The sequence below is a fragment of the Pseudomonas rossensis genome (assembly GCF_039888995.1).
Taxonomy (GTDB): domain Bacteria; phylum Pseudomonadota; class Gammaproteobacteria; order Pseudomonadales; family Pseudomonadaceae; genus Aquipseudomonas; species Aquipseudomonas rossensis.
Genome location: NZ_JBBWCB010000068.1, coordinates 1 through 22,854, shown reverse-complemented (window position 1 = coordinate 22,854; position 22,854 = coordinate 1). Strand labels below are relative to the sequence as shown.

At 60.3% G+C, this 22,854-nt stretch carries 14 protein-coding genes and 4 pseudogenes; 8 read left to right on the top strand and 10 right to left on the bottom strand.

The window, feature by feature from the left end:
* Nucleotides 1-137: 137 nt before the first annotated feature.
* Nucleotides 138-2,132 (bottom strand): alpha-1,4-glucan--maltose-1-phosphate maltosyltransferase, encoded by a 1,995-nt coding sequence (locus WLY71_RS18345; RefSeq protein WP_347804662.1) that lies wholly within the window; start codon nucleotides 2,130-2,132, stop codon nucleotides 138-140.
* Nucleotides 2,133-2,362: 230 nt separating this feature from the next.
* Between WLY71_RS18345 and WLY71_RS18340 the strand changes: the two genes are divergently transcribed.
* Nucleotides 2,363-2,527: a hypothetical protein gene (locus WLY71_RS18340; RefSeq protein ID WP_347804661.1), complete on the top strand. Its 165-nt coding sequence runs from the start codon at nucleotides 2,363-2,365 to the stop codon at nucleotides 2,525-2,527.
* A gap of 69 nt (nucleotides 2,528-2,596) precedes the next feature.
* Here WLY71_RS18340 and WLY71_RS18335 read toward each other — a convergent pair whose 3' ends face one another.
* The gene (locus WLY71_RS18335) at nucleotides 2,597-3,094 is read right to left on the bottom strand and encodes an MgtC/SapB family protein (protein ID WP_347804660.1); all 498 of its coding nucleotides are present in this window, start codon (nucleotides 3,092-3,094) and stop codon (nucleotides 2,597-2,599) included.
* Nucleotides 3,095-3,231: 137 nt separating this feature from the next.
* Between WLY71_RS18335 and WLY71_RS18330 the strand changes: the two genes are divergently transcribed.
* From WLY71_RS18330 to mapR, 3 genes are all read left to right on the top strand, one after another.
* Nucleotides 3,232-3,465, top strand: a complete 234-nt coding sequence (locus WLY71_RS18330; RefSeq protein ID WP_347804659.1) for a DUF3203 family protein — start codon at nucleotides 3,232-3,234, stop codon at nucleotides 3,463-3,465.
* 195 nt (nucleotides 3,466-3,660) lie between these two features.
* The gene (gene ccoG / locus WLY71_RS18325) at nucleotides 3,661-5,091 is read left to right on the top strand and encodes a cytochrome c oxidase accessory protein CcoG (protein ID WP_347804658.1); all 1,431 of its coding nucleotides are present in this window, start codon (nucleotides 3,661-3,663) and stop codon (nucleotides 5,089-5,091) included.
* 99 nt (nucleotides 5,092-5,190) lie between these two features.
* Nucleotides 5,191-6,600, top strand: a complete 1,410-nt coding sequence (gene mapR, locus WLY71_RS18320; protein WP_347804657.1) for a GntR family transcriptional regulator MpaR — start codon at nucleotides 5,191-5,193, stop codon at nucleotides 6,598-6,600.
* A 150-nt stretch (nucleotides 6,601-6,750) separates the two neighbouring features.
* Here the strand turns inward: mapR and WLY71_RS18315 are convergent, their stop codons facing one another.
* The 7 genes from WLY71_RS18315 to tpx all read right to left on the bottom strand — a co-directional run bounded on the left by WLY71_RS18315 (nucleotide 6,751) and on the right by tpx (nucleotide 19,674).
* Nucleotides 6,751-7,497, bottom strand: coding sequence for an SDR family oxidoreductase (locus WLY71_RS18315; protein WP_347804656.1), 747 nt, complete (start codon nucleotides 7,495-7,497; stop codon nucleotides 6,751-6,753).
* A gap of 93 nt (nucleotides 7,498-7,590) precedes the next feature.
* The gene (locus WLY71_RS18310) at nucleotides 7,591-9,672 is read right to left on the bottom strand and encodes a putative bifunctional diguanylate cyclase/phosphodiesterase (RefSeq protein ID WP_347804655.1); all 2,082 of its coding nucleotides are present in this window, start codon (nucleotides 9,670-9,672) and stop codon (nucleotides 7,591-7,593) included.
* A gap of 323 nt (nucleotides 9,673-9,995) precedes the next feature.
* A complete protein-coding gene (locus tag WLY71_RS18305; RefSeq protein WP_347804654.1) occupies nucleotides 9,996-11,477 on the bottom strand; it encodes an efflux transporter outer membrane subunit in 1,482 nt (493 codons plus the stop codon).
* Nucleotides 11,474-14,581, bottom strand: a complete 3,108-nt coding sequence (locus WLY71_RS18300) for an efflux RND transporter permease subunit (protein ID WP_347804653.1) — start codon at nucleotides 14,579-14,581, stop codon at nucleotides 11,474-11,476. Before WLY71_RS18300 ends, WLY71_RS18305 begins: the two co-directional genes overlap by 4 nt.
* A complete protein-coding gene (locus WLY71_RS18295; RefSeq protein WP_347804652.1) occupies nucleotides 14,578-17,682 on the bottom strand; it encodes an MdtB/MuxB family multidrug efflux RND transporter permease subunit in 3,105 nt (1,034 codons plus the stop codon). The genes WLY71_RS18300 and WLY71_RS18295 overlap by 4 nt, the downstream gene beginning before the upstream one ends.
* Nucleotides 17,679-18,995 (bottom strand): MdtA/MuxA family multidrug efflux RND transporter periplasmic adaptor subunit, encoded by a 1,317-nt coding sequence (locus WLY71_RS18290; RefSeq protein WP_347804651.1) that lies wholly within the window; start codon nucleotides 18,993-18,995, stop codon nucleotides 17,679-17,681. Before WLY71_RS18290 ends, WLY71_RS18295 begins: the two co-directional genes overlap by 4 nt.
* 178 nt (nucleotides 18,996-19,173) lie before the next feature.
* The gene (gene tpx, locus WLY71_RS18285; protein ID WP_347804650.1) at nucleotides 19,174-19,674 is read right to left on the bottom strand and encodes a thiol peroxidase; all 501 of its coding nucleotides are present in this window, start codon (nucleotides 19,672-19,674) and stop codon (nucleotides 19,174-19,176) included.
* A 264-nt stretch (nucleotides 19,675-19,938) separates the two neighbouring features.
* Here tpx and WLY71_RS18280 point away from each other — a divergent pair, with 264 nt between their 5' ends.
* The 3 genes and pseudogenes from WLY71_RS18280 to WLY71_RS18270 form a co-directional block, all read left to right on the top strand.
* Nucleotides 19,939-20,364, top strand: coding sequence for a YciI family protein (locus WLY71_RS18280; protein WP_347804649.1), 426 nt, complete (start codon nucleotides 19,939-19,941; stop codon nucleotides 20,362-20,364).
* 191 nt (nucleotides 20,365-20,555) lie between these two features.
* Nucleotides 20,556-20,746, top strand: a pseudogene (locus WLY71_RS31390) (hypothetical protein); the annotation flags it as partial.
* Between the two features lie 61 nt (nucleotides 20,747-20,807).
* Nucleotides 20,808-21,151 (top strand): annotated as a pseudogene (locus tag WLY71_RS18270) (DUF1254 domain-containing protein); the annotation flags it as partial.
* Here the strand turns inward: WLY71_RS18270 and WLY71_RS18265 are convergent.
* A pseudogene (locus WLY71_RS18265) lies at nucleotides 21,107-21,478 on the bottom strand (DUF3313 domain-containing protein); the annotation flags it as partial. The pseudogenes WLY71_RS18270 and WLY71_RS18265 overlap by 45 nt on opposite strands.
* A gap of 121 nt (nucleotides 21,479-21,599) precedes the next feature.
* On the opposite strand from WLY71_RS18265, the pseudogene WLY71_RS18260 reads away from it, so the two are divergent.
* Nucleotides 21,600-22,854 (top strand): annotated as a pseudogene (locus WLY71_RS18260) (cytochrome c3 family protein); the annotation flags it as partial.

Here is a 22,854-nt window from a genome sequence, read left to right as displayed (position 1 = left end):
CTGAGCCGAGCGCCTGTTCTCAAACGCGATGATGACCTGTGGGAGCGAGCTTGCTCGCGATAGCAATTTGGCAGGCAACACATCTGTTGAATGTTCAATCGCCATCGCGAGCAAGCTCGCTCCCACAGGTGCTGCGTTTACACAGTAATCCGCCAGATCCCGAACGGTTGATGCGCCGGGTCGATCCGCATGAATTGGTACTTGCCGTGCCAGGTCCAGCGATGACCGCTCATCAAGTCTTCGCCCTGGGTGCTGGCGTCGTCGGGCAAGCCCATTTCCCACAGCGGCAATTCGAAATTCGCTTCCTGGACGTTAAGCGGATCAAGACTGACGGCCACCAGAATGAAATTGCTGCCATCCGCGCTGCGTTTGCCGAAATACAGAATGTTGTCGTTCCAGGCGTTGTAGACCTTCAGGCCCAAATGCGTCTGCAGCGCCGGGTTCTGCCGGCGGATGCGGTTGAGCTGGGCAATCTCGGCAATGATGTTGCCCGGCGCGTTGAAGTCTCGTGGGCGGATTTCGTACTTCTCGGAATTGAGGTACTCCTCCTTGCCCGGCACCGGGGCCGCTTCGCACAGTTCGAAGCCTGAATACATGCCCCACAGACCGGAGCCCATGGTCGCCAGCGCCGCGCGGATCAGAAAACCGGCGCGCCCCGACTCATGCAAAAACGCCGGGTTGATGTCGGGTGTGTTGACGAAGAAATTCGGCCGGTAGCATTCACGCCACGGCGATTCGTTGAGCTCGGTGAAGTAAGTGGCCAGCTCGGACTTGTTGTTGCGCCAAGTGAAATAGGTGTAGCTCTGGGAGTAACCGACCTTGCCCAATCGCGCCATCATCGCCGGGGTGGTAAAGGCTTCGGCCAGGAAGATCACCTCGGGGTACAGCGCCCGCACATCAGCGATCAGCCACTGCCAGAACGGCAGCGGTTTGGTGTGAGGGTTGTCGACGCGAAACAGCTTCACGCCCTCCTCGACCCAACCCACCACGATGTCGCGCAACTCGACCCAAAGACTCGGAATCGCATCGGCGGCATAGAAATCGACGTTGACGATGTCCTGGTATTTTTTCGGCGGGTTCTCGGCGTATTTGATCGTGCCGTCCGGCCGCCAGTTGAACCAGCCCGGATGCTGCTTCAGCCACGGGTGATCCTGGGAACACTGAATCGCAAAGTCGAGGGCGATTTCCAGCCCATGGTCAGCGGCTGCCGCGACAAGACGCCGGAAGTCTTCGCGGCTGCCCAGTTCGGAGTGAATGGCTTCATGCCCGCCCTCTTCGCTGCCAATGGCATACGGACTGCCCGGATCGTCCGGCCCGGCGGTCAGGGAGTTGTTCGGGCCTTTGCGGTAACTGCGGCCGATCGGGTGGATCGGCGGGAAGTACAGCACATCGAAGCCCATGTCCTGGATCATCGGCAGCCGCGCATGCACATCGTTGAAGGTGCCATGACGGGCCGGATCGTCAGTGATCGAACGCGGAAACAATTCATACCAACTGGCGAACTGCGCCAGGTTCCGTTCGACGTCGAGCGGGTACTCAGGGCTGATGCTCAAATAGGCACGATGATCGGCCTGCGTCATCAACCCGGCGCTACGCTGGTGCAGAAACAGCTCGACCTGCTCGATTTCGAGCAGGCCCGACAATTCATGGTGCAGCGTCGCCAGTTGTTCACTCAGTTGCCCTTCGGTGCGTTCGGCGGCTTGCTGGACCAGCGTTCGCCCCTCCTGCAATTCCAGGCTGATCGGCACCCTGGCGGCGTGTTTTTTCTCCAGCTCATAACAGAAGCTGGCGAACTGATCGATCCAGGCTTCGATGCAAAACACATAACGGCCCTGGCGCGCGACCCGGAACTGGCCCTGCCAACCGTTATTGCCCAAGTCGGCCATCACTTCGCTTTGCCAGGTTTCCTCGCCCTCGGCGTGCCAGCGCACTCGCACGGCCAACTTGTCGTGACCGTCGGCGAACACTTTGCTGGTCACCACCACGTCCTGGCCCACCACGGATTTGACGGCGAATTGCCCGCCATCGAGGGTCGGCATGGTGTTTTCGATGGCGATGCGCGGTAGCAGTAAAGCCTGTGACAGCGGCATCTGAGGGTTGTAGTTCAGCTCTGTGGGTTTTTCAGCAGTCATCGAGCATCTCTCCTTTACGCCCCATGGACGCTCTTGTGTCTGTGGCTTGTAACAGGATAGCCATCCCGCAGGATCGTCCGCCCCGGAATGAACTCACTTAGGGTCCGAGCGACAGGCGCCGGTAAAAGTTCACGAGGATTTGCCTGGGCCTTCGGAGGAATCAATTCCTTTACACAGTGGTCAACACACTTAAGCACGACTTACGCCATGTGCCACTGGAGGTTGAATTTATGAGCATTCCGATCCCTGCCGAAACGCCTGATCCAAACATCGACAGCCCGACCATTCCGCCGACCGAGCCTGAACCTGTGCCTGAGCAAGACCCGCCCGGCACTACCCCGCCACCGCGCGAAGACCCGCCGAGCACCATGCCGCCGGTGGTTGTCACACCGTAGGAGCTGCCGAAGGCTGCGAACTCTTGATGTTGCTTTTCAAGATCAAAAGATCGCAGCCTTCGGCAGCTCCTACGGGGAATCGCGTTCCAGCATTTTTACGATCCTCGGCATCACACTGAGAATCGCCAACGCCAGCAACGTGCTGAGCACCGCCGTCGCCTCTCGCCCCAACCCGGCCGAGACGCCGATGGCGGCGGTCATCCACAACCCGGCGGCGGTGGTCAGGCCTTTGACGTGCCCCTCGTCGCCCTCGGTGTTTTTCAGAATAGTCCCTGCGCCAAGAAAGCCGATCCCCGCGATCACACCCTGCACCACCCGACTCATGGCATCAGCCTGTGAACCGGACATTTGCGGCACCAGCACGAACAGCGCGGCGCCGAGAGCTACCAGCATGTGGGTGCGGACCCCGGCGGCCTTGCCCTTGTGCTCGCGTTCGAAGCCGAGAATCCCGCCCAACACCGCTGCCATCAGCAAGCGCACGGTAATGCGCGTCAGTTGTGAAGCGTCGCCAATGTCGGCGAACTCCGCTTGCAGCGTCACCCAAACCTCATGCCACCAGGCGTTCATGGTGTTGTCCTTGTGATGACTGGATAGAAAGTTGCTCTATTGAGGATTGACCGCGTCGACCATTAATCGGTTGCACAGAACGATGATCCTCGGTTGTGCCCTAACACTTTAGAACCCGCAGAAAAAAGGACACCTCCATGACTGTGCGCATCGAAAACCAGACCTGCTTCTTCATTACCGAGAACGGCGAAGAAATTCGTCTGTGTCCAGACGTCACCATCATTACCGACCCGGAAAAAGCCATGTCGGCGGTGGAGCTCGATGGCCAGCGCGTCTACATCACCGAAGCAGAAGCCGACGCATTGACCGTAGCAGGCGCAGTCGACGGGCGTAAGCATTTGAAGGCCACCGACAGTGATTCGGTGATTTGACTGACCCGGATCAATAACACCCGCAGACGCTTGATATAGGTGACTGCGTCCCGCTGTAGCGGGTGCATCAACTTGTCGCAGGCAGCGGATCAATGTCCATCTGATCCGCTTTTTATTGCAATAGGTGAGTCTGTTATGCAAACAGATCGCCGCTCATAGTGCTCAGGCCTGATGGAGGCTGATGAGCGAAAGACCATGAGCGATAGAATCCCCGTCCGAATTGTTGAAAGTGCCCCGTCCGTTCAACGCTATGAGCCTTCGCGTCCAAAGATGAAGGCCAAGTCCAGCGACAACCTGATCCACACCCGCAGCTTCACCGGTTTATTCCGCACCCTGCGCATGAGCGGCGCGGGGTTTCTGTTTTTGCTGTTCTTCGGCACGGTGTGGTTGAACTGGGGCGGCCGCCAGGCTGTGCTCTGGGACCTTTGCGAAAGCAAATTCCACATCTTCGGCGCGACCTTCTGGCCGCAGGATTTCATCCTGCTGTCGGCGCTGCTGATCATTGCCGCGTTCGGTCTGTTTGCGATCACCGTGTTCGCCGGGCGAGTCTGGTGTGGTTACACCTGCCCACAGAGTTCCTGGACCTGGATTTTCATGTGGTGCGAGAAGCTCACCGAAGGCGAACGCAACCAGCGGATCAAGCTGCAAGCCGCGCCTTGGGGCCTGAACAAACTGATCCGTCGCTCGGCCAAGCACACCATGTGGCTGGCCATCAGCCTGTTGACCGGCCTGACCTTTGTCGGCTATTTCACCCCGATCCGGCCGCTGGCCGAAGAACTGCTGACTTTGCAGATGGGCGGCGTCAGCCTGTTCTGGGTGCTGTTCTTTACCGGCGCGACTTACATCAACGCCGGTTGGCTGCGTGAAGCGGTGTGCATGCACATGTGTCCATATGCGCGGTTCCAGAGCGTGATGTTCGACAAAGACACCCTGACCATCTCCTACGACGTGGCCCGCGGCGAAAACCGTGGCCCGCGCAAACGTGATGTGCCACCGGCTGAAGTCGGCCTCGGTGATTGCATCGACTGCCAGTTGTGCGTGCAAGTCTGCCCGACCGGCATCGACATCCGCGACGGCTTGCAGATGGAATGCATCGGTTGCGCCGCGTGTATCGACGCCTGTGATTCGATCATGGACAAAATGGGCTACGCCCGCGGGCTGATCAGCTACACCTCGGAGCATCAATTGCAGGGCGGCAAGACCCATTTGCTGCGGCCGCGATTGATCGGCTACACCGCGGTCCTGTTGGTGATGATCGGTGCGCTTGCCCTGGCGCTGGTGGAGCGGCCGATGGTCTCGCTGGACGTGAGCAAGGACCGTGGCCTGTTCCGCGAGAACAGTCAGGGGCAGATCGAAAACATCTACAGCCTGAAAGTCATCAACAAGACCCAGCAACGTCAGGACTACCGTCTGACCCTGGTCGATGGCGAAGGCTTCCTGCTGCAAGGCAAGGCCGAACTGAGCCTGGCACCGGGCGAGATTGTGGATGTGCCGGTGTCGGTGGCAATGACCACGGAACGGCCGAGCAGCAGTTCGCAGACGATCAGTTTCAAGATTGTCGACAGTGATGAGCCAGAGATTTATAGCGTGGCGAAGAGCCGGTTTGTTGCGCCGATGAATCGTTGAGCCTTTAAGATGCAAAGCCAAAGATCGTCCGAAGGCTGCGATCTTGGCGACCTGACTGCCACCCATTTTTTCAATGAATGACACCCATCCAGGCACTCGATGAAACGCTACGAAAAATTCGCCGACGACATCGCTGAACTGATCCACTCCGGCGTTCTCGGCCCCGGCCAGCGCGTGCCGTCGGTGCGCTACGCGAGCCAGACCTACGGGGTCAGCCCGTCCACGGTGTTCCAGGCCTACTACCTGCTCGAACGCCGCGGCCTGATCCGCGCTCGCCCGCGTTCCGGCTACTTCGTCAACGCGCACGCGCCGAGCCCGTTCTCGGAGCCGGTGATCAGCAGTCAGGTCAATGAGTCCACCGAAGTCGACGTCAGCGAACTGGTGTTCTCGGTCCTCGATTCGATCAAGGACCCGAATACCGTGCCCTTCGGCTCGGCCTTCCCCAGCCCGACCCTGTTCCCGCTGCAGCGCCTGTCCCGTTCCCTCGCCAGCGCCGCCCGCGAGATGGACCCGCGCATGGTCGTCACCGACATGTCGCCGGGCAACCCGCAACTGCGTCGACAAATCGCCCTGCGCTACATGGTCGGCGGGCTGATGCTGCCCATGGAAGAACTGCTGATCACCAACGGCGCGCTGGAAGCGCTGAACCTGTGCCTGCAAGCGGTCACCGAGCCCGGCGATCTGGTGGCCATCGAAGCCCCGGCGTTCTACGCCTGCCTGCAAATCCTGGAGCGGCTGAAGCTCAAAGCCGTGGAAATCCCTGTGCACCCGCGCGATGGCATCGACCTTGGCGTACTCGCGCAAACCCTGGCACGGCACCCGATCAAGGCTGTCTGGTGCATGACCAGCTTCCAGAACCCGATGGGCGCGACGATGCCCGAGGCGAAGAAACAGGAACTGGTTGAGCTATTGCGCAGCCATCAGGTGCCGCTGATCGAAGACGACGTCTACGCCGAACTGTATTACGGCCAACAGGCGCCGAAACCGGCCAAGGCTTTTGATACCGAAGGGCTGGTGATGCACTGCGGTTCGTTCGCCAAAAGCCTGGCCCCCGGCTACCGCATCGGTTGGGTCGCCGCCGGGCGCTATGCGCAGAAGATCGAACGGCTGAAACTCATGACATCGCTGTGCGCGTCGATGCCGGCCCAGGCGGCCATCGCCGATTACCTGCAACACGGCGGCTACGACCGGCACCTGCGAAAACTGCGTTACGCCCTGGAAGAACAGCAAAGCGCCATGCTCGCCGCCATCGCGCGCTACTTCCCGGCACAAACCCGCGTCAGTCAACCGGCCGGCGGCTACTTTTTGTGGCTGGAACTGCCACCGCAGATGGATTCACTGAAGTTGTTTCAGATGGCATTGGCGCAAGGGATCAGCATTGCGCCCGGGCCAATTTTTTCACCGACCCAGCGCTTCAGGAATTGTATCCGCCTGAATTACGGCAGCCCCTGGGATGAGACTGCCGAGAAGGCGATGGAGACGTTGGGCCGGATTGTGCGGTCGTTCTGAGGGTTTGGTTTTGCCTGTACCGGCCTCATCGCGGGCAAGCCACGCTCCCACAATGGACGGTGTCGATCAGAAGGTTGTGAACGACACAAATCCTGTGGGAGCGTGGCTTGCCCGCGAAGAGGCCCGCCCAAACAATGCAAATCTATGGACTTAGCGCCCCCCGCCCAGATCGACGAACGTCCCCGTGGCATAAGAAGCCTTATCCGACAACAACCACACAATCGCCTCAGCCACTTCATCCGGACGCCCGCCCCGAGCCATCGGAATTGCCGACTCCAGCTTGCTGACCCGATCCGGGTCACCGCTCAACGCATGGAAATCGGTGTAGATGTAACCAGGGCGCACGGCGTTGACGCGGATGCCTTCGCCGGCCACTTCTTTGGACAGGCCGATGGTGAACGTATCCAGCGCACCTTTGGAGGCGGCGTAGTCGACGTATTCACTTGGCGCGCCCAGGCGTGAGGCCACCGAGGACACGTTAACGATGCTGCCACCCTGCCCGCCATGCTTGGGCGACATGCGCAGGATCGCGTGTTTGGCGCAGAGGATCGGCGCCAGGACGTTGGTTCTGAGGATTTTGAGAATACGGAATTCGGACATTTCATCGATCCGGGACTTATGCCCGACGGTGCCGGCATTGTTCACCAGTGCCGTGACCCGGCCCAGCTCAGTGTCCACGCGGTGGAACAGCGTGATCACTTCATCTTCGATGCTGACGTCAGCGCGCACCGCGATGGCTTGGGCGCCGAGGGCGCGGACTTGATCCAGCACAGTTTGCGCAGCGGATTCGTCGGCCAGGTAGTTGATGCAGATCCGATAGCCTTGTTCGGCGGCCAACAGGGCTGTGGCGGCGCCGATACCACGGCTGCCACCAGTGATGACGATGACTTTGTCCATGCGAAATTTCCCCCATTCCAAGCGTTAGCAGTCAGGGCCAAGAATAACCGTCATCGCTGGCTTTTGCATGGGCTCACATCAATCACAGTGTTCTCAGCTCACCGCCAATTGCTCTGCACGCAGAATATCCACCATGAAGCGTTCGGCCGGCAGCGGGTGCCCGAGCAGATAACCCTGAAGCGAATCACAACCGAGTTGCGTCAGGAAGTCTTGCTGCGAGTCGGTTTCCACCCCTTCGGCGACGATCCGCAACCCCAGTGCCTGGCCGAGGGCGACGATGGCGGAAACGATGGCGGCGTCATCGCTGTCACGCTCCAGGTCGCGGACAAAACCCCGGTCGATCTTCAGTTCGTTAGCCGGCAGGCGCTTGAGGTACATCAAGCTCGAATAGCCGGTGCCAAAGTCGTCGATCGACAGGTCGACACCCATTGTCGAAAGCTCCTGAAGCACCGTCATGCTCGCATCGGCATCGCTCATGGCGGTGGTTTCTGTGATCTCGAGGGTCAGGCTGTTGGCCGGCAAATGGTGAGTGGCCAAGGCTTTGGCGACGCTCTGGACCAGGCCTGCGTGGCAGAACTGCAGGGCTGAAAGGTTCACTGCGATGCGCCAGTCGGTGTACCGGAGCACGTACCACTCGCGCATCTGACGGCAGGCTTCGTTGAGCACCCACTCGCCAATCGGAATGATCAGCCCGGTCTTTTCCGCCAGTTCGATGAACTTGTCCGGGAGCAACATGCCCTGGGTCGGATGCACCCAGCGCAGCAACGCCTCGGCGCCGACCGGCCGGCCATTGTTGGCATCGAACTTGGGTTGGTAATAGAGACTGAATTGCTGCTGATCAATGGCGATACGCAAGTCCTGCAGCAATTGCAGCTGTTTGCGCGCGTTGCTGTTCATCGAGGCATCGAAGAAGCTGTAGCCGTTTTTCCCGGCGCCCTTGGCGTGGTACATCGCCGCGTCAGCGTTCATCAGCAATTCCTCGGCGGTTTCACCGTTGCCCGGATAGATAGCGATGCCGACGCTGGCGGAAATCTGCAAATCATGTTCGGCGACCCGGAACGAACGCCCGATCAGCCCAACCTGACGGGCTGCCAGGCTCAATGCGTCATTCTGTTCGCCGAGCTGCACCAGTAAAACGAACTCATCACCGCCGATCCGCGCCAGGGTGTCATGGCTGCGCAAATCCTCGCGCAAGCGCAGACCGACTTCACGCAACAACAGATCGCCCATATGGTGACCGAAGGCATCGTTGACTGGTTTGAAGCCGTCCAGATCGATGAACATCAATGCGAAACAACCGCCCTGCTCCTGCACCATGGACATCGCCTGATCGATGCGGTCAGCCAGCAATACGCGATTCGGCAGGCCGGTCAGGGTGTCATGCAGAGCCAGTTGAGTCAGTTCGCGGTTGGCCTCGGTCAATGAGTGGGCAAGGCTTGCGGTGCGGGCCTCAAGGCGCGCATCGAGAATCGAGGTCAACAAGGCAAGGCTCAACACTGCCAGGGTGGTGATCAGCACCAGATTGTCCAGGCCCTTGCCGTTCAGGCCACTGACGGCCGCGCCACAGAAGCTGCCATCCGGGAAACGCGCCGCCGCCATGCCGGTGTAGTGCATGCCGACGATCGCGACCCCCATGATCATCGCCGCACCGCCCCGAATCAGGCCGACATAAGGTGTGTGCTGGCGCAGGCGGAAAGCGATCCATAACGCAGCGCCCGAGGCGACTACAGCGATCAGCAGCGAGGCGCCGAACAACGTCGGATCGTAATCGATACCCGGCTGCATGCGCATGGCGGCCATGCCGGTGTAGTGCATCGCGCTAATCCCAGCCCCCATGACCAGCGCGCCGAATGCCAATTGCCAGGCTGGCAATTGTGGCTGGCTGACCAGCCACAGGGCAAAGCCGCAGGACAGGATGCCAGTCAGCAGTGACAGCAACGTGATGCCGACGTCGTAACCGAGGTCGATGGGCAATTTGAACGCGAGCATGCCGATGAAATGCATCGACCACACGCCAACCCCCATGGCAAAGGCGCCGCCCGCCGTCCATAAATGCACGGCCCGGCCCTTGGCCGTGGCGATGCGTTCGGTCAGGTCGAGCGCGGTATAGGAGGCGAGAATCGCCACAAAAAGCGAGATGATGACCAGCGTGGGGGAATAGCTACCGATAAGCATGAGACTTCTCGCGACAGCCCTCCGTTCTCGGGGGGCAAATCGGGCGATTGTACTGATTGCGCAAAAGAACGCACCGACAAAATAAGCAAATGGCCATCAAGCCGATGAAGCGCTTGTTTGACAACTCGCGACGGCCGCGTCCACCAGTAGCAGCTGCCGAGCCTGCGAGGCTGCGTTCGGCTGCGAAGCAGTCGTAAACCCGGCACACGCGGTCTTCCTGAAACACCGTGTCGTCTGATTTCACGACTGCTACGCAGCCGAACGCAGCCTCGCAGGCTCGACAGCTGCTACGGAGTATCGAGTTGCCGTCAGAGAAGGGGGCGCTACTCTTTTTCACTCACTTGCAACGCCCCATCCCAGCCACCGCCCAACGCCGCAATCAATTGCACACTGGCAATCAGCCGGCTCTGCAACAAGCTCAGCACGCTGCGTTCATTACTCAACGCCGTGGCTTGAACCACGACCACATCGAGATACGCGATCACCCCGGCCTTGTACTGGTTCTCGGTCAGACGCAAGGACTCACGCGCCGCGTCCAGTGCTTCCTGGCGCACGCCCGCTTCGTCTTCCAGAACCTTGAGCTGGACCAGATAGTTCTCCACCTCACGGAAGCCATCGAGCACGGTCTGGCGGTACTTGGCCACTGTTTCGTCGTAGGCCGCTTCGCTGCGGTCAACTTCCGCGGAGCGCTGACCGCCGTCGAACAAGGTCATGGCCAATTGCGGTCCGACCGACCAGAAGCGGTTCGGCACGCTGATCCAGTTGGAAGAGGTGCTGCTGCTGTAACCACCGTTCAGACTCAGGGTGAAGTCCGGGTAATAGGCCGCCTTGGCCACACCGATGTTGGCATTGGCCGCCATCACCGAGCGTTCAGCGGAGGCGATGTCCGGGCGGCGCTCGAGCAATTGCGAAGGCAGGCTCAGCGGTATCTCGGGCAACGCAGGAATGTCTTTGCTTTCAGCCAGGCTGAACTCGGCCGGCGGTAGCCCGATCAGTACGGCAACGGCATTCTCGAATTGAGCACGCTGCCAGATCAAATCAACCATGTCAGCCTGGGTGCTTTTGAGCTGAGTCCGTGCCTGCGCCACCGCATCCTTGCCGGAGACACCGGCGCGATACTGGTTTTCAGTCATTGTCAGCGAGCGCTGATAGGCCTCGACCGTCGCTTCCAGCAGGCGTTTCTGCTCGTCGATCACGCGCAGTTGCAGATAGTTCTGTACCAGTTCCGACTGCTGACTCAAGCGCATCGCCGCCAGATCGGCAAAACTCGCCTCGGCATTGGCGGTGTCGGCTTCAAGGCCTCGGCGCAGTTTGCCCCAGACGTCGGCCTCCCAACTGACCCCGGCCTGTGCGGTGTAAGTGTCGCGAATCCCGCTGGAAGAACTGGTCAGGCTCGAACTGCTGCTGCCGGTGCCCTGGCTGGAGCGGTTTTTCCCGACGGTCAGGTCCACGGTCGGGAAAAACGCGCCACGGGCACTGCGCACCAAGGCCTGGGCCTGACGGTACTGGGCTTCGGACTGCGCGACCGTCTGGTTGGAACTGTTGAGTCGTTCGATCAGGCCATTGAGCTGCTGATCGCCATACAACTCCCACCAGGCGCCACGGGCCAGGGAATCGCTGGGATTGGCCTGACGCCAGCCTGCCGCTTCCTTGTATTGCGCCGGTGCAGCCGCTTGCGGGCGCTGGTAATCCGGGCCGATGGCGCAGGCGCTGAGCATCGCCACGCACAGCGCCAGGCTCAACAAACGCGAGCCTCGGGCCGTTACCAGCGGTGCAGCCAGAGTGATAAGCGAACGGTCAGTCATAGCGGAGTTTCCAGAGCAGCATCGGTACGCACCCCACGCCAGTGGTTGAAGCGATGGCGCAGTTTGTCGAGATAGAGGTAAACCACCGGGGTGGTGTAAAGGGTCAGCACCTGGCTGAAGATCAGCCCGCCAATGATCGTCAGGCCCAGTGGCTGACGCATTTCCGCACCTTCGGCGCGGCTCAGCAGCAACGGCAACGCGCCGAGGATCGCCGCCAGGGTGGTCATCAGAATCGGCCGCAGACGTTGCAAGCAAGCGCTGCGAATCGAATCCAGCGGCGCCATGCCCTGATGCCGTTCCAGCTGCAAGGCCAGGTCGATCATCAGAATGGCATTTTTCTTCACCACGCCGATCAGCAGGAACAGCCCGAGCAACGAGATCAGGCTGAACTCACCGCCCAGCGCGTAAATCGACAGCAACGCGCCGACCCCGGCCGACGGCAAGGTCGAGAGAATGGTCAGCGGATGGATGTAGCTTTCATACAGCACACCGAGCACCAGATACACCGCCACCAGCGCGCCGAGAATCATGAACGGCTGGCTCTTCTGGGTGGCGGCGAAGGCGTCGGCGGTGCCGGCCATTTTCACGATCACGTCTTCCGGCATACCCAGTCTGGCGATAGCCCGCTCGATGGCCGCCGTGCCCTGCTCCACCGTCACGCCTTCGGCCATGTCGAAGGAAATGCTCTCGGAGGCGAACTGGCCTTCGTGGCTGACGCGGTCGTCTTCCAGGCTGTTTTCGTAATGAGCGATGGTCGAGAGCGGAATCCGCGCGCCGTCGGCGGTGATCACCTGAACCTGTTTGAGGGTGATCGGGTCCTGGGCGTATTTCGGATTGACCTCCATGACCACCTGATACTGGTTAAGGCTGTCGTAAATCGTCGAAATCTGCCGCTGGCTGTAGGCGTTGTTCAGCACCGCGGTGACCATGTCCATGTCGACGCCCAGGCGTTTGGCCTGATCACGATCGACGATCAGGGTCACCTGTTGGGCGCCGCGCCCTTCACGGGCGTCAATTGCGGTCAGCTCCGGCAAAGCCTTGAGTGCGGTAACGACTTTCGGATACCACTCGCGCAACTCGCCAAGATCGGCACTTTGCAGGATGTAGGAATACTGGGACGTGGTCTGTTCACGACCGCCACCAAACTGCAGGTCCTGATCGGCCATCAGCATCAGCTGCGCACCGGCGACCTTGGGCATTTCCTTGCGCAGGCGTTCGATGACCTTTTGCGCAGAAATGTTGCGTTCCTTGATCGGTTTCAGCCGCACCAGCATGAAGGCGTTGTTGGTGCCGTTGGTGCCGCCGATGAAGCCGGCGACGCTTTGTACCGCGTCATCCTTGAGCACGGCGCGGCGGAAGGTTTCCATTTTTGGCTGCATCACGCTGAATGACAGTCCGTCGTCGCCGCGCACGAAACCGATCAGTTGACCGGTGTCTTGCTGAGGCATAAATGCTTTAGGAACAACGACATACAACGCAATGTTAACGCCGACTGTCACGATAAGGCTAAGCAAGGTCAGTCGCCGGTGACGCAGCACCCAGTCGAGGCTGGTGGCGTATTTGCCGACCATCCACTCGTTGGCGCGCTGACTCCAACGCTGCAAACGGTTTTCCTCACCCGGCATATGCGGCTTGAGCCAGCGGGCGCAGAGCATCGGTGTCAGCGTCAGCGAGACCACCAGCGACACTACGATGGACGCCGCCAGCGTGATGGAAAACTCGCGAAACAAGCTTTCAATAATCCCGCCCATGAACAGGATCGACAGGAACACCGCCACCAGCGAGACGTTCATCGACAGCAAGGTGAAGCCGACTTCCTGCGCCCCCAGGTACGCGGCCTTCATCGGCGGTACGCCTTTGTCGATGTGCCGGGAAATGTTCTCCAGCACCACAATGGCGTCGTCCACCACCAGTCCGGTGGCCAGAATCAGCGCCATCAGCGACAGGTTGTTCAGGGAGAATCCATAGAGGTACATCACCGCAAAGGTGCCGACGAGGGACACAGGCACCGCAAGGGTCGGAATCAACGAGGCGCGGAAGTTACCGAGGAACAGGAAGACCACCAGAATCACCAACGCCACGGCAATCAGCAGGGTCATTTCCGCTTCGTGCAAGGTCGCCTTGATCACCGGCGACCGGTCCATCGCCACGTTCAGTTTGACGCTGGCCGGCAACACGGCCTGCAACGCCGGCAGTTGAGCCTTGATTTCGTTGACCGTCTCGATGATGTTGGCGCCGGCCTGGCGGTTGATCACCAGCAGCACCGCCGCGTCGTTGTTGAAGAAACCGCTGTTGTAGCGGTCTTCGACGCCGTCGCTGACCTTGGCTACGTCCTTCAGGCGCAGGGCCGCGCCGTCCGCGTAGTGAATGATCAGCGACTCGTAATCCTTGGCTTTTTCCAGTTGATCGTTGGCCTGAACCTGCCACAGCCGCTGACCGTCTTCGACCGACCCTTTTGGCCTGCGCACGTTGGCGTTGGCGATGGTGTTGCGCACATCGTCCAGCGCTACGCCGTACTGGTTGAGCGCCTGCGGTTCGAGTTCGATGCGCACCGCCGGCAGGGAACTGCCGCCGATCTGCACTTCGCCGACACCCTGCACCTGAGACACGCTCTGGGACAGAATCGTCGAGGCCAAATCGTAGAGCTGGCCTTTTTCCAGTACGTCGGAGGTCAGCGACAGCACCATGACCGGCGCCTGGGACGGGTTGACCTTCTTGTAGGTCGGCATGCTGCGCATCCCGCTCGGCAGCAGGTTGCGCGAAGCGTTGATCGCCGCCTGCACTTCCCGCGCCGCGCCGTTGATGTCGCGGTCCAGGTCGAACTGCAAAATCACCCGGGTCGAGCCCTGGCTGGAGCGGCTGCTCATGGTGTTGACCCCGGCTATGGCGCCGAAAGAGCGCTCCAGCGGCGTGGCCACCGTCGAGGCCATGACCTCCGGGCTAGCACCGGGCAGACTCGCCTGGACCACAATCACCGGGAAATCCATCTGCGGCAACGGCGCCACCGGCAACAGGCCGAAGCTCACGCCGCCCAGCAGCAGGATCGCCAGGCTCAGCAACATCGTCGCGACCGGGCGCTTGATGAAAGGTCCGGACAGGTTCATGGCTGTTCTACCGCTTCCACGGCTTCAGACTTGCGACCCCAGCGCCGACCGAGGCGGTCGAAATACAGATAGATGACTGGAGTGGTAAACAGCGTCAGCACTTGACTCACCAACAAGCCACCCACCATCACCAGACCCAACGGTTGACGCAGTTCCGCGCCGGAACCGGTCGCCAGCATCAGCGGCACCGCACCGAACAACGCCGCCAGTGTGGTCATCAGAATCGGCCGGAAACGCAGTAGCGCCGCCTGATAGATCGCCGTTTCCGGGTCTATGCCCTGATTGCGTTCAGCGTCGAGGGCGAAGTCGATCATCATGATCGCGTTCTTTTTCACGATGCCGATCAGCAAAATGATGCCGATGATCGCGATCATGCCCAGGTCATTGCCGCTCAACAGCAGCGCCAGCAAAGCGCCGACCGCCGCCGAGGGCAAGGTCGAGAGAATGGTGATCGGGTGGATGTAGCTCTCGTACAGCACACCGAGCACGATGTACATGGTGACCACCGCCGCCAGAATCAGCAGCAAGGTGCTCGACAGCGACGCCTGGAATGCCTCGGCCGCGCCCTGGAACTGGGTCTGCACGCCAATCGGCATGCCGATGTCCTTCTGCACCTGGTCGATGATCTCCACCGCATGCCCCAGCGCTACGCCGGGCGCGAGGTTGAAGGACATCATCACTGCCGGAAACTGCCCGATATGAGTGATCGCCAGTTGGGCCTGACGCTCCTCGATGTGCGCCAGACTGGACAGGCGCACTTGCCCGCCGTCGGTGGTTTTCACGTGAATCTGATTCAGCGCCTCCGGACCGATCCTCTCGCCGGACTGCGACTGCAGCACCACGCGATATTGGCTGGCCTGGGTGTAGATGGTGGAAATCTGCCGCTGACCGAAGGCGTCGTACAGCGCATCGGTGATGTTCGACACCGACACCCCGACCCGCGACGCCGCATCGCGGTCGATCACCAGATACACCTGCAGGCCTTTGTCCTGCAAATCGCTGGCGACGTCGGTCAGCTCCGGCCGTTGGGCCAGTGCGTCCACCAGACGACCGCTCCACAGACTGAGCAGCTCGGAATCCGGCGACGACATGCTGAACTGATATTGAGTCCGGCTGACGCGGTCTTCGATGGTCAGATCCCGCACCGGTTGCATGAACAGGCGAATGCCGGTGAGTTTGTCCAGTTCCGGTTGCAGACGTGCAATCACCTCGGTGGCGCTCAGGTCGCGATTGCTGTGGGATCTGAGGTTGATCAGCAGGCGACCGCTATTGAGCGTCGAGTTGTCACCGTCCACGCCAATGTAGGACGACAAGCTCTCCACCGCCGGATCCGCCAGGATCACTTTGGCCAGTTCCTGCTGACGTTCACTCATGGCCGCAAAGGAAATCGACTGCGGCGCCTCGGAAATACCCTGGATCACCCCGGTGTCCTGCACCGGGAAGAAGCCCTTGGGCACCACCATGTAAAGGAATACGGTCAACGCCAGCGTGCCGATGGCCACCATCAGGGTCAGCGGTTGATGCTTGAGAACCCACTTTAACTTGCGCCCGTAAGCCGCGATCATCCAATCAATTGTGGCGCCGCTGGCACGGTAGAAACGGCCCTGATCTTCTTCCTTCGGCTCACGTTTGAGCAACCGCGCGCACATCATCGGCGTCAGTGTCAGGGACACCACCAGGGAGATCAGGATCGCCACCGCCAGGGTAATGGCAAATTCGCGGAACAACCGCCCTACCACGTCGGCCATGAACAGCAACGGGATCAGTACTGCGATCAGCGACAGGGTCAGGGAGATCAGCGTGAAGCCGATCTGTTTGGCGCCCTTGAGCGCCGCATTCAGGGGACTGTCGCCCTCTTCGATAAATCGGGAAATGTTCTCCAGCATGACGATCGCATCGTCCACCACGAAACCGGTGGCGATGGTCAGTGCCATCAGGGTCAGGTTATTGACCGAGAAACCCGCGAGGTACATCACGCCGAAGGTACCGATCAGCGACAGTGGGACCGCGACCGACGGAATAATCGTGGCGCTGGCCCGACGCAGGAACAGGAAGGTCACCATCACGACCAGCGCAATGGCGATCAACAATTCGTGCTGCACGTCGGTGACCGAGGCGCGGATAGTCTGGGTGCGGTCGGTCAGCACGGTGACTTCGAGGCCGGCCGGCAAGTTGTCGGTGATGCTCGGCAGCAAGGCCTTGATCCGGTCGACCACTTCGATGACGTTGGCTCCGGGCTGACGCTGAATGTTCAGCAGCACCGCCTGGTTTTCATTGGCCCACGCCGCCAGGCGTTCGTTTTCCGCGCCATCGACAATCTCCGCCACGTCCTTGAGCCGCAGCGGCGCGCCGTTGGCGTAGGCGAGGATCAGGTTGGCGTAGTCCTTGGGCGAGGTCAGTTGATCGTTTGCATCGAGCATCGACACCCGGGTCGGGCCGTCGAAGTTGCCCTTGGGCTGGTTGACGTTGGACGCACCGATCAAGGTGCGTACGTCAGACAGGTTCAAGCCATTGGCCGCCAGCGCCTCGGGGTTGACCTTGATCCGCACGGCCTGACGCTGGCCACCGGCAATGCTGACCATGCCGACGCCGCTGATCTGGGCAATTTTCTGCGCCATGCGCGTGTCGACCAAGTCATTGAGCTTGGGCAGCAGCATGGTCTTGGAGGTGATGGCCAGCGACAGCACTGGGGTGTCCGCCGGGTTGACCTTGTTGTACCCCGGCGGCGCCGGCAGGTCCTTGGGCAGCAAATTGGTCGCAGCGTTGATCGCCGCCTGCACCTGCTGCTCGGCGACGTCCATGTTGATGTCGAGGCTGAAACGCAGGGTCAGCACTGAAGCGCCGCCGGAACTGGTCGAAGCCATCTGGGTCAGGCCGGGCATCTGCCCGAATTGACGCTCAAGGGGCGCGGTCACGGCGCTGGTCATGACATCCGGGCTGGCACCGGGATACAGCGTCATGACGCGGATGGTCGGGTAATCGACCTGAGGCAATGCCGACACCGGCAACAGCCGATAGGCGATCACGCCGGCCAGGATAATGGCCAGCATGCTCAGGGTAGTGGCTACCGGCCGAAGGATGAACAGCCGCGAGATGTTCATGCGCCGCCCTTTTTCGCCTTGTCGGTGGTCGTCGCGTCAGGCGCCGTGGCGGCCGATTTGCCTTGCAGGTGCCCGGTCGGGGTGGTCGGTACATCCTTGGTGTCGTTGACCACTTCCACTTCGCTTCCTTCCTTCAAGCGGTCGGTGCCTTCAAGGACCACGCGATCCCCAGGGGCCAGGCCTTCAATAATCACGGTGTTTTCACCGTCACTGGCGCCGACTTTCAACTGACGAATCGCGACTTTCTTGTCGCCGTCCAGGGCGTAGACAAACGTGCCGTTGGTGCCGAACTGAATCGCTGCCGAAGGTGCGAGCACCACGTCTTTGAGGGTGTCGGCCAGCAGGTGGACGTTGACGAACTGGTTCGGGAACAGCGCCTGATCGCGGTTCTCGTAACGAGCCTTGAATTTCAGGGTACCGGTGGTGACGTCGATCTGGTTGTCCAGGCTCTGCAAAACGCCGGTGGCCTGCAACTTGGTGTCGCCACGGTCCCAGGCTTCGGCCGGCAACTTGGCGCCGGTGCGGTAGCGCGCCAGTACAACGTCGAGGCTGTTTTCCGGCAAGGTGAAGGCAACGCTGATCGGTTGGGTCTGGGTGATGATCACCAGCGCGGTGGTGTCGTTGGCTGCCACCAGGTTGCCGACATCCAGCTGACGCAAGCCCACACGCCCGGCAATCGGGGCGCGGATTTTGGTGAATTCCAGATTGAGCTTGGCGTCGTTAACCGCCGCCTGATTGGTTTTGACCGTGCCCTGATACTGGCCCACCAGCGCTTCGGCGGTGTCCAGGGTCTGCTTGGCGATACTGTCTTCGCGATACAGGCCGCGATAGCGTTCCACATCGACCTGGGCGTTTTTCAGTTGTGCCTGGTTCTGCAGCAACGTGCCTTCGGCCTGAAGCAAGGCGTTCTGGTAAGGACGCGGGTCGATTTCAGCCAGCAGATCGCCAGCCTTGACCATCTGCCCTTCCTCGAAGGAGATCTTCATCAGCTCACCGCCGACGCGGCTGCGCACATTGATGGTGTTCAGCGCCGTCACGGTGCCCAGCGCCTTGTAGTACAGCGGGAAGTCGCCCTTGACCGCTGGCGCGACACGCACTGGAACGGGCCCGGTCGCCCCGCCAAAACCGGGACGCATCCCCCCCGACCTGCCGGTATGCCCGGCAACGGCTTTTTGCCCTGCGCCCTCTTTTTGGGCAGTGCCGGCGGGCCAGAATTTCCAGCACAGGCCAGCGATGACCAACAGGACAAGCAGGCCTAACAGCCAGCGACGGGGACTACGGGAAACGGAGGATTGCATGGAATGATCAACCATTGGGCGCGTGGGCTTCTTCTACAGGAGGCTGAACGATAAGCACTGGCGGGCATTAAGCAAAGCGGCTTTACCGGCAATTTACCTTCGGCTTACGTAACAGGAGATTTATCTAAGACACTGAAGCACAAATGAAAACGGCCTGGACAGGGCCAGGCCGTTAACAATTGTAATGCTTTACTTATTTAAGAACGGCAAGTGCTGCTTCGTAGTTCGGTTCTTCAGCGATTTCCTTGACCAGTTCGCTGTGCAGAACGTTGTCGTTTTCGTCCAGAACCACGACGGCACGGGCCGTCAGGCCTTTGAGCGGGCCGTCCGCGATGGCCACGCCGTAGTTCTCGATGAACTCGGAACCGCGCAGGGTCGACAGGTTCTGTACGTTTTCCAGGCCTTCGGCACCGCAGAAGCGAGCTTGAGCGAACGGCAGGTCAGCGGAGATGCACAGCACGACAGTGTTGGCGACATCACTGGCCTGGGCGTTGAACTTGCGAACCGAAGTGGCGCAGGTCGGGGTATCGACGCTTGGGAAGATGTTCAGCACTTTGCGCTTGCCGGCGAAGCTCGCCAGGGTCACGTCGGACAGATTGCCGGCAACCAGGGAAAAGGCTGGCGCCTTGGAACCGGCTTGTGGCAGTTGGCCGTTGACTTGAACCGGGGAGCCTTTAAGAGTGACTTGAGCCATGAACGGAGTCCTTCTGAACGTTGTTGTAGAGAATTTTGAAGAGGCCGAAGTTAACCACGAAATGGCCCGACGACCTATGCCCAGATACAAATTGTGAAGTCTCGTCGCACGCATTGGATACAACCCGCCCCCATCACCGCATAGCGAGTTTAGTGTCGAGAAACAAATCTGCTTTTCGGCGATCATCCGTAAGACGCATTGTCGATTCAGGCGATGGCTATTCGACTAGCCTGTGAGTCACTCACATCCAGCGGAGATAAGACCATGCGATTCATGATCATTGTGAAAGCCAGCCAGGATTCCGAGGCCGGTGTGATGCCCAGCGAGGAACTGATGACCGCGATGGGCAACTACAACGAGGAGCTGGTCAAAGCCGGCATCCTCATCGAGTGCGATGGCCTGCAACCCAGCAGCAAGGGCGCCCGGGTGCGATTCTCAGGTGAAAAGCGCACGGTGATCGACGGCCCGTTCGCCGAAACCCAAGAGCTGATCGCCGGCTACTGGCTATGGAACGTGAAGTCGAAGCAGGAGGCGATCGACTGGGTCAAGCGCTGCCCCAACCCGATGCCAGGCACCGACGCCGAGATCGAGATTCGCCAGGTGTTCGAGGCCGAAGATTTCGGGGCTGAGTTCACACCGGAGTTGCGAGAGCAGGAGGAGCGACTTCGCGAGCAGGCGAAAAAACGCTGAATAATCCAATCAATGTGGCAAGGGGGCTTGTCCCCCTCGCCACATCGGCAGTCCATGGATCTCTACCCCCTGTTTCCCAACAACTTTTTAGTACACGGAACTCACGCAAACGTGTACCAAAAACCAAGGATTCCCCCTTCGGCTGGCGAACCCGGCGTCAGCTGCTAGCTTCAACAGAGTGTCCTACAGGCCCGGTACCCACCCTCCAGGATGACTACACGCCCGCGCCTCACGACACCAATGTCCACACCAATGACGTTCTGATGCGTGGCACTTAACCCTCGCTCCCGGCGATATTATTGGTGTGGCGCAGTTGCTGCGCGCCACCGTGCCAATCAACACTCGCCCCCACCCAAACGGCGGCTACAGCAACGGCGATGGCATACCGCAATTCGCACAGTTCGCCGGGACCAACGTCACCTTCGGCCAATGAGGACTTTGATATGCACGTTGCAATTCGCGCAGCCGGTTTCAGCCTGATGACGATGTTCGTCAGTTGCGGCGTCGGTGCTCAGGACCTCGATATGCGGATCGGCAAGATCGCGATGGCGGGCGAATCGCCGGCCCAAGAATCGATCGCCAGGCTTTACGCCGAGCTGGATTTCCAACAGACGACCCAAAGTTATCTGTGGGCCTTGCCGCTGGTTTCCTACGCGCAGTGACAGGAAGAACTCCGTGACAAACTCGGCGTTCAGGCGGCGACCTGCCGGTGAGTGATGCAGCAACTCCACATCATTCCCACAAGTGCCTCAGTGGCCAGGTCGGTTTCCTGATCGCGAATGCCACTGGCCGGGCTCACAGCCGCTGCCACCAAAGCGATCGGGATCACTTCATAGGGTTTCAGGCCTTCGGTCTTGCTGCTCAAGGCGGTGATGGCGGCGCGCACCACGATCACACCCGGACCAGGACCTGCGGCCAACGGCAGGGATTTACCGATTTCGCGCTTGAGTGCCTGATCGTAGTAACGGGTGATCCCGTTCAGGGTCGCCTGAGGGATTTTCACGGTCGGTTGAGGTTTGGGATAGAGCTGGGTCGGTTCGATGTAAACACTGGTGAATTTGTTGATGTCGAGTTTGGGGTCCACCCAGCGCATCACCGTGACCGTGGCACCCGAGGATGGCAAAGCCGCACAGTGGATCACAACCGTCATTTGACAGACGCCGGCCATCCGGCAAATCTGCATCGAGCTTGAAAGCGCGCCCGACGGCAAACGCACCCGGACTATGGAAGTCGCAATGCCGAAACATAAAAATAAAGCGGCACAGCCAAACCCTGATTCGCCACCGACCTTCATTAACCGTTACCTGTTTCCCGTGAGCCTCGGCGTTTTGCTGTTGGCCATAGCGGGCATCGGCTGGTTTCTGTTCAGCAGCAAACCGGCCCCCGTGACGTATGCGCCTGTCAGTACGCCGGTCGCTCAGCCGGCCAAACCGCAACCGATCGTCGTGGCGCCGGCAACGATGGTCGATGAGCAACAATGCCAAGGCTGCCACAGCGAGCAGGTCAAGGACTGGCAAGGTTCCCATCACCAATTGGCGATGCAGGAAGCCAATGCCGAGACGATGCTGGGCGACTTCAATAACGTCACCTTCAAAGCGGAAAACGAAATCACTCGTTTCTCGCGCAAGGGCGACGGGTTCTGGGTCAATACCCCCGGGATTGACGGCAGGAATGCCGACTTCAAGGTCGCCTACACCTTCGGCATCGCGCCGTTGCAGCAATACCTGATCGAGGTCGGCGAAGGTCGGTTGCAAGCCCTCGGCGTGGCCTGGGATACCGAAAAACACCGCTGGTTTCACCTCTATCCGGGCCAAGGCGTGAACTTCAAAGACCCGTGCACTGGAGCAAGCCGAGCCAGAACGCCAACTTCATGTGCGTCGAGTGCCACACCACCGGTTACAAACGCAATTTCGATGCCGCGAAAAACACCTTCGACAGTCACTGGAACAGCCTTGGTGTCGGTTGTCAGGCTTGCCACGGTCCGGCCTCCAATCACCTGGAATGGACGGCAAAAAAAGGTGACCTGGTCCATGCCGGTTTTGCCGTCGACCTGAAGGACAAGAACGCCACTGTCGAAATCGAAACCTGCGCCCGCTGCCACTCGCGCCGTGCGCCACTGGGCGACGGCTTCACCGCTGGCAAACGCTTGATGGATGACTACCTGCCGAGCACCCTGACCCGCGAGTTGTACGCACTGGACGGCAAGATCAAGGACGAAGTGTTCGAACACGGCTCCTTCGCCCAGAGCAAAATGTTCGACAAGGGCGTGCGCTGCAGCAACTGCCACAACCCGCACAGCACCGAGCTCAAGGCGCCGGGCAACGGTGTCTGCCTGCAATGCCACAACGCCGCCGGCAAGACCTCGGTGGCAGGCGTTGATGGCCAGGGCCTGCAAGCGAAGAATTACGATTCCATCGAACACACCCGCCACACCATGGACCAACCGGGTTCGCAGTGCGTGGATTGCCACATGCCCGGCAAGTTCTACAT

Bases quoted from the DNA above. Each gene is read 5' to 3' on its own strand.
- WLY71_RS18305 (WP_347804654.1), bottom strand. From the start codon at position 11,477: ATGACTGACCGTTCGCTTATCACTCTGGCTGCACCGCTGGTAACGGCC.
- WLY71_RS18300 (WP_347804653.1), bottom strand. From the start codon at position 14,581: ATGAACCTGTCCGGACCTTTCATCAAGCGCCCGGTCGCGACGATGTTG.
- WLY71_RS18290 (WP_347804651.1), bottom strand. From the start codon at position 18,995: ATGGTTGATCATTCCATGCAATCCTCCGTTTCCCGTAGTCCCCGTCGC.
- WLY71_RS18280 (WP_347804649.1), top strand. From the start codon at position 19,939: ATGCGATTCATGATCATTGTGAAAGCCAGCCAGGATTCCGAGGCCGGT.
- WLY71_RS18345 (WP_347804662.1), bottom strand. From the start codon at position 2,132: ATGACTGCTGAAAAACCCACAGAGCTGAACTACAACCCTCAGATGCCG.
- mapR (WP_347804657.1), top strand. From the start codon at position 5,191: ATGAAACGCTACGAAAAATTCGCCGACGACATCGCTGAACTGATCCAC.
- WLY71_RS18310 (WP_347804655.1), bottom strand. From the start codon at position 9,672: ATGCTTATCGGTAGCTATTCCCCCACGCTGGTCATCATCTCGCTTTTT.
- ccoG (WP_347804658.1), top strand. From the start codon at position 3,661: ATGAGCGATAGAATCCCCGTCCGAATTGTTGAAAGTGCCCCGTCCGTT.
- WLY71_RS18315 (WP_347804656.1), bottom strand. From the start codon at position 7,497: ATGGACAAAGTCATCGTCATCACTGGTGGCAGCCGTGGTATCGGCGCC.
- WLY71_RS18295 (WP_347804652.1), bottom strand. From the start codon at position 17,682: ATGAACATCTCGCGGCTGTTCATCCTTCGGCCGGTAGCCACTACCCTG.
- WLY71_RS18340 (WP_347804661.1), top strand. From the start codon at position 2,363: ATGAGCATTCCGATCCCTGCCGAAACGCCTGATCCAAACATCGACAGC.
- WLY71_RS18330 (WP_347804659.1), top strand. From the start codon at position 3,232: ATGACTGTGCGCATCGAAAACCAGACCTGCTTCTTCATTACCGAGAAC.
- tpx (WP_347804650.1), bottom strand. From the start codon at position 19,674: ATGGCTCAAGTCACTCTTAAAGGCTCCCCGGTTCAAGTCAACGGCCAA.
- WLY71_RS18335 (WP_347804660.1), bottom strand. From the start codon at position 3,094: ATGAACGCCTGGTGGCATGAGGTTTGGGTGACGCTGCAAGCGGAGTTC.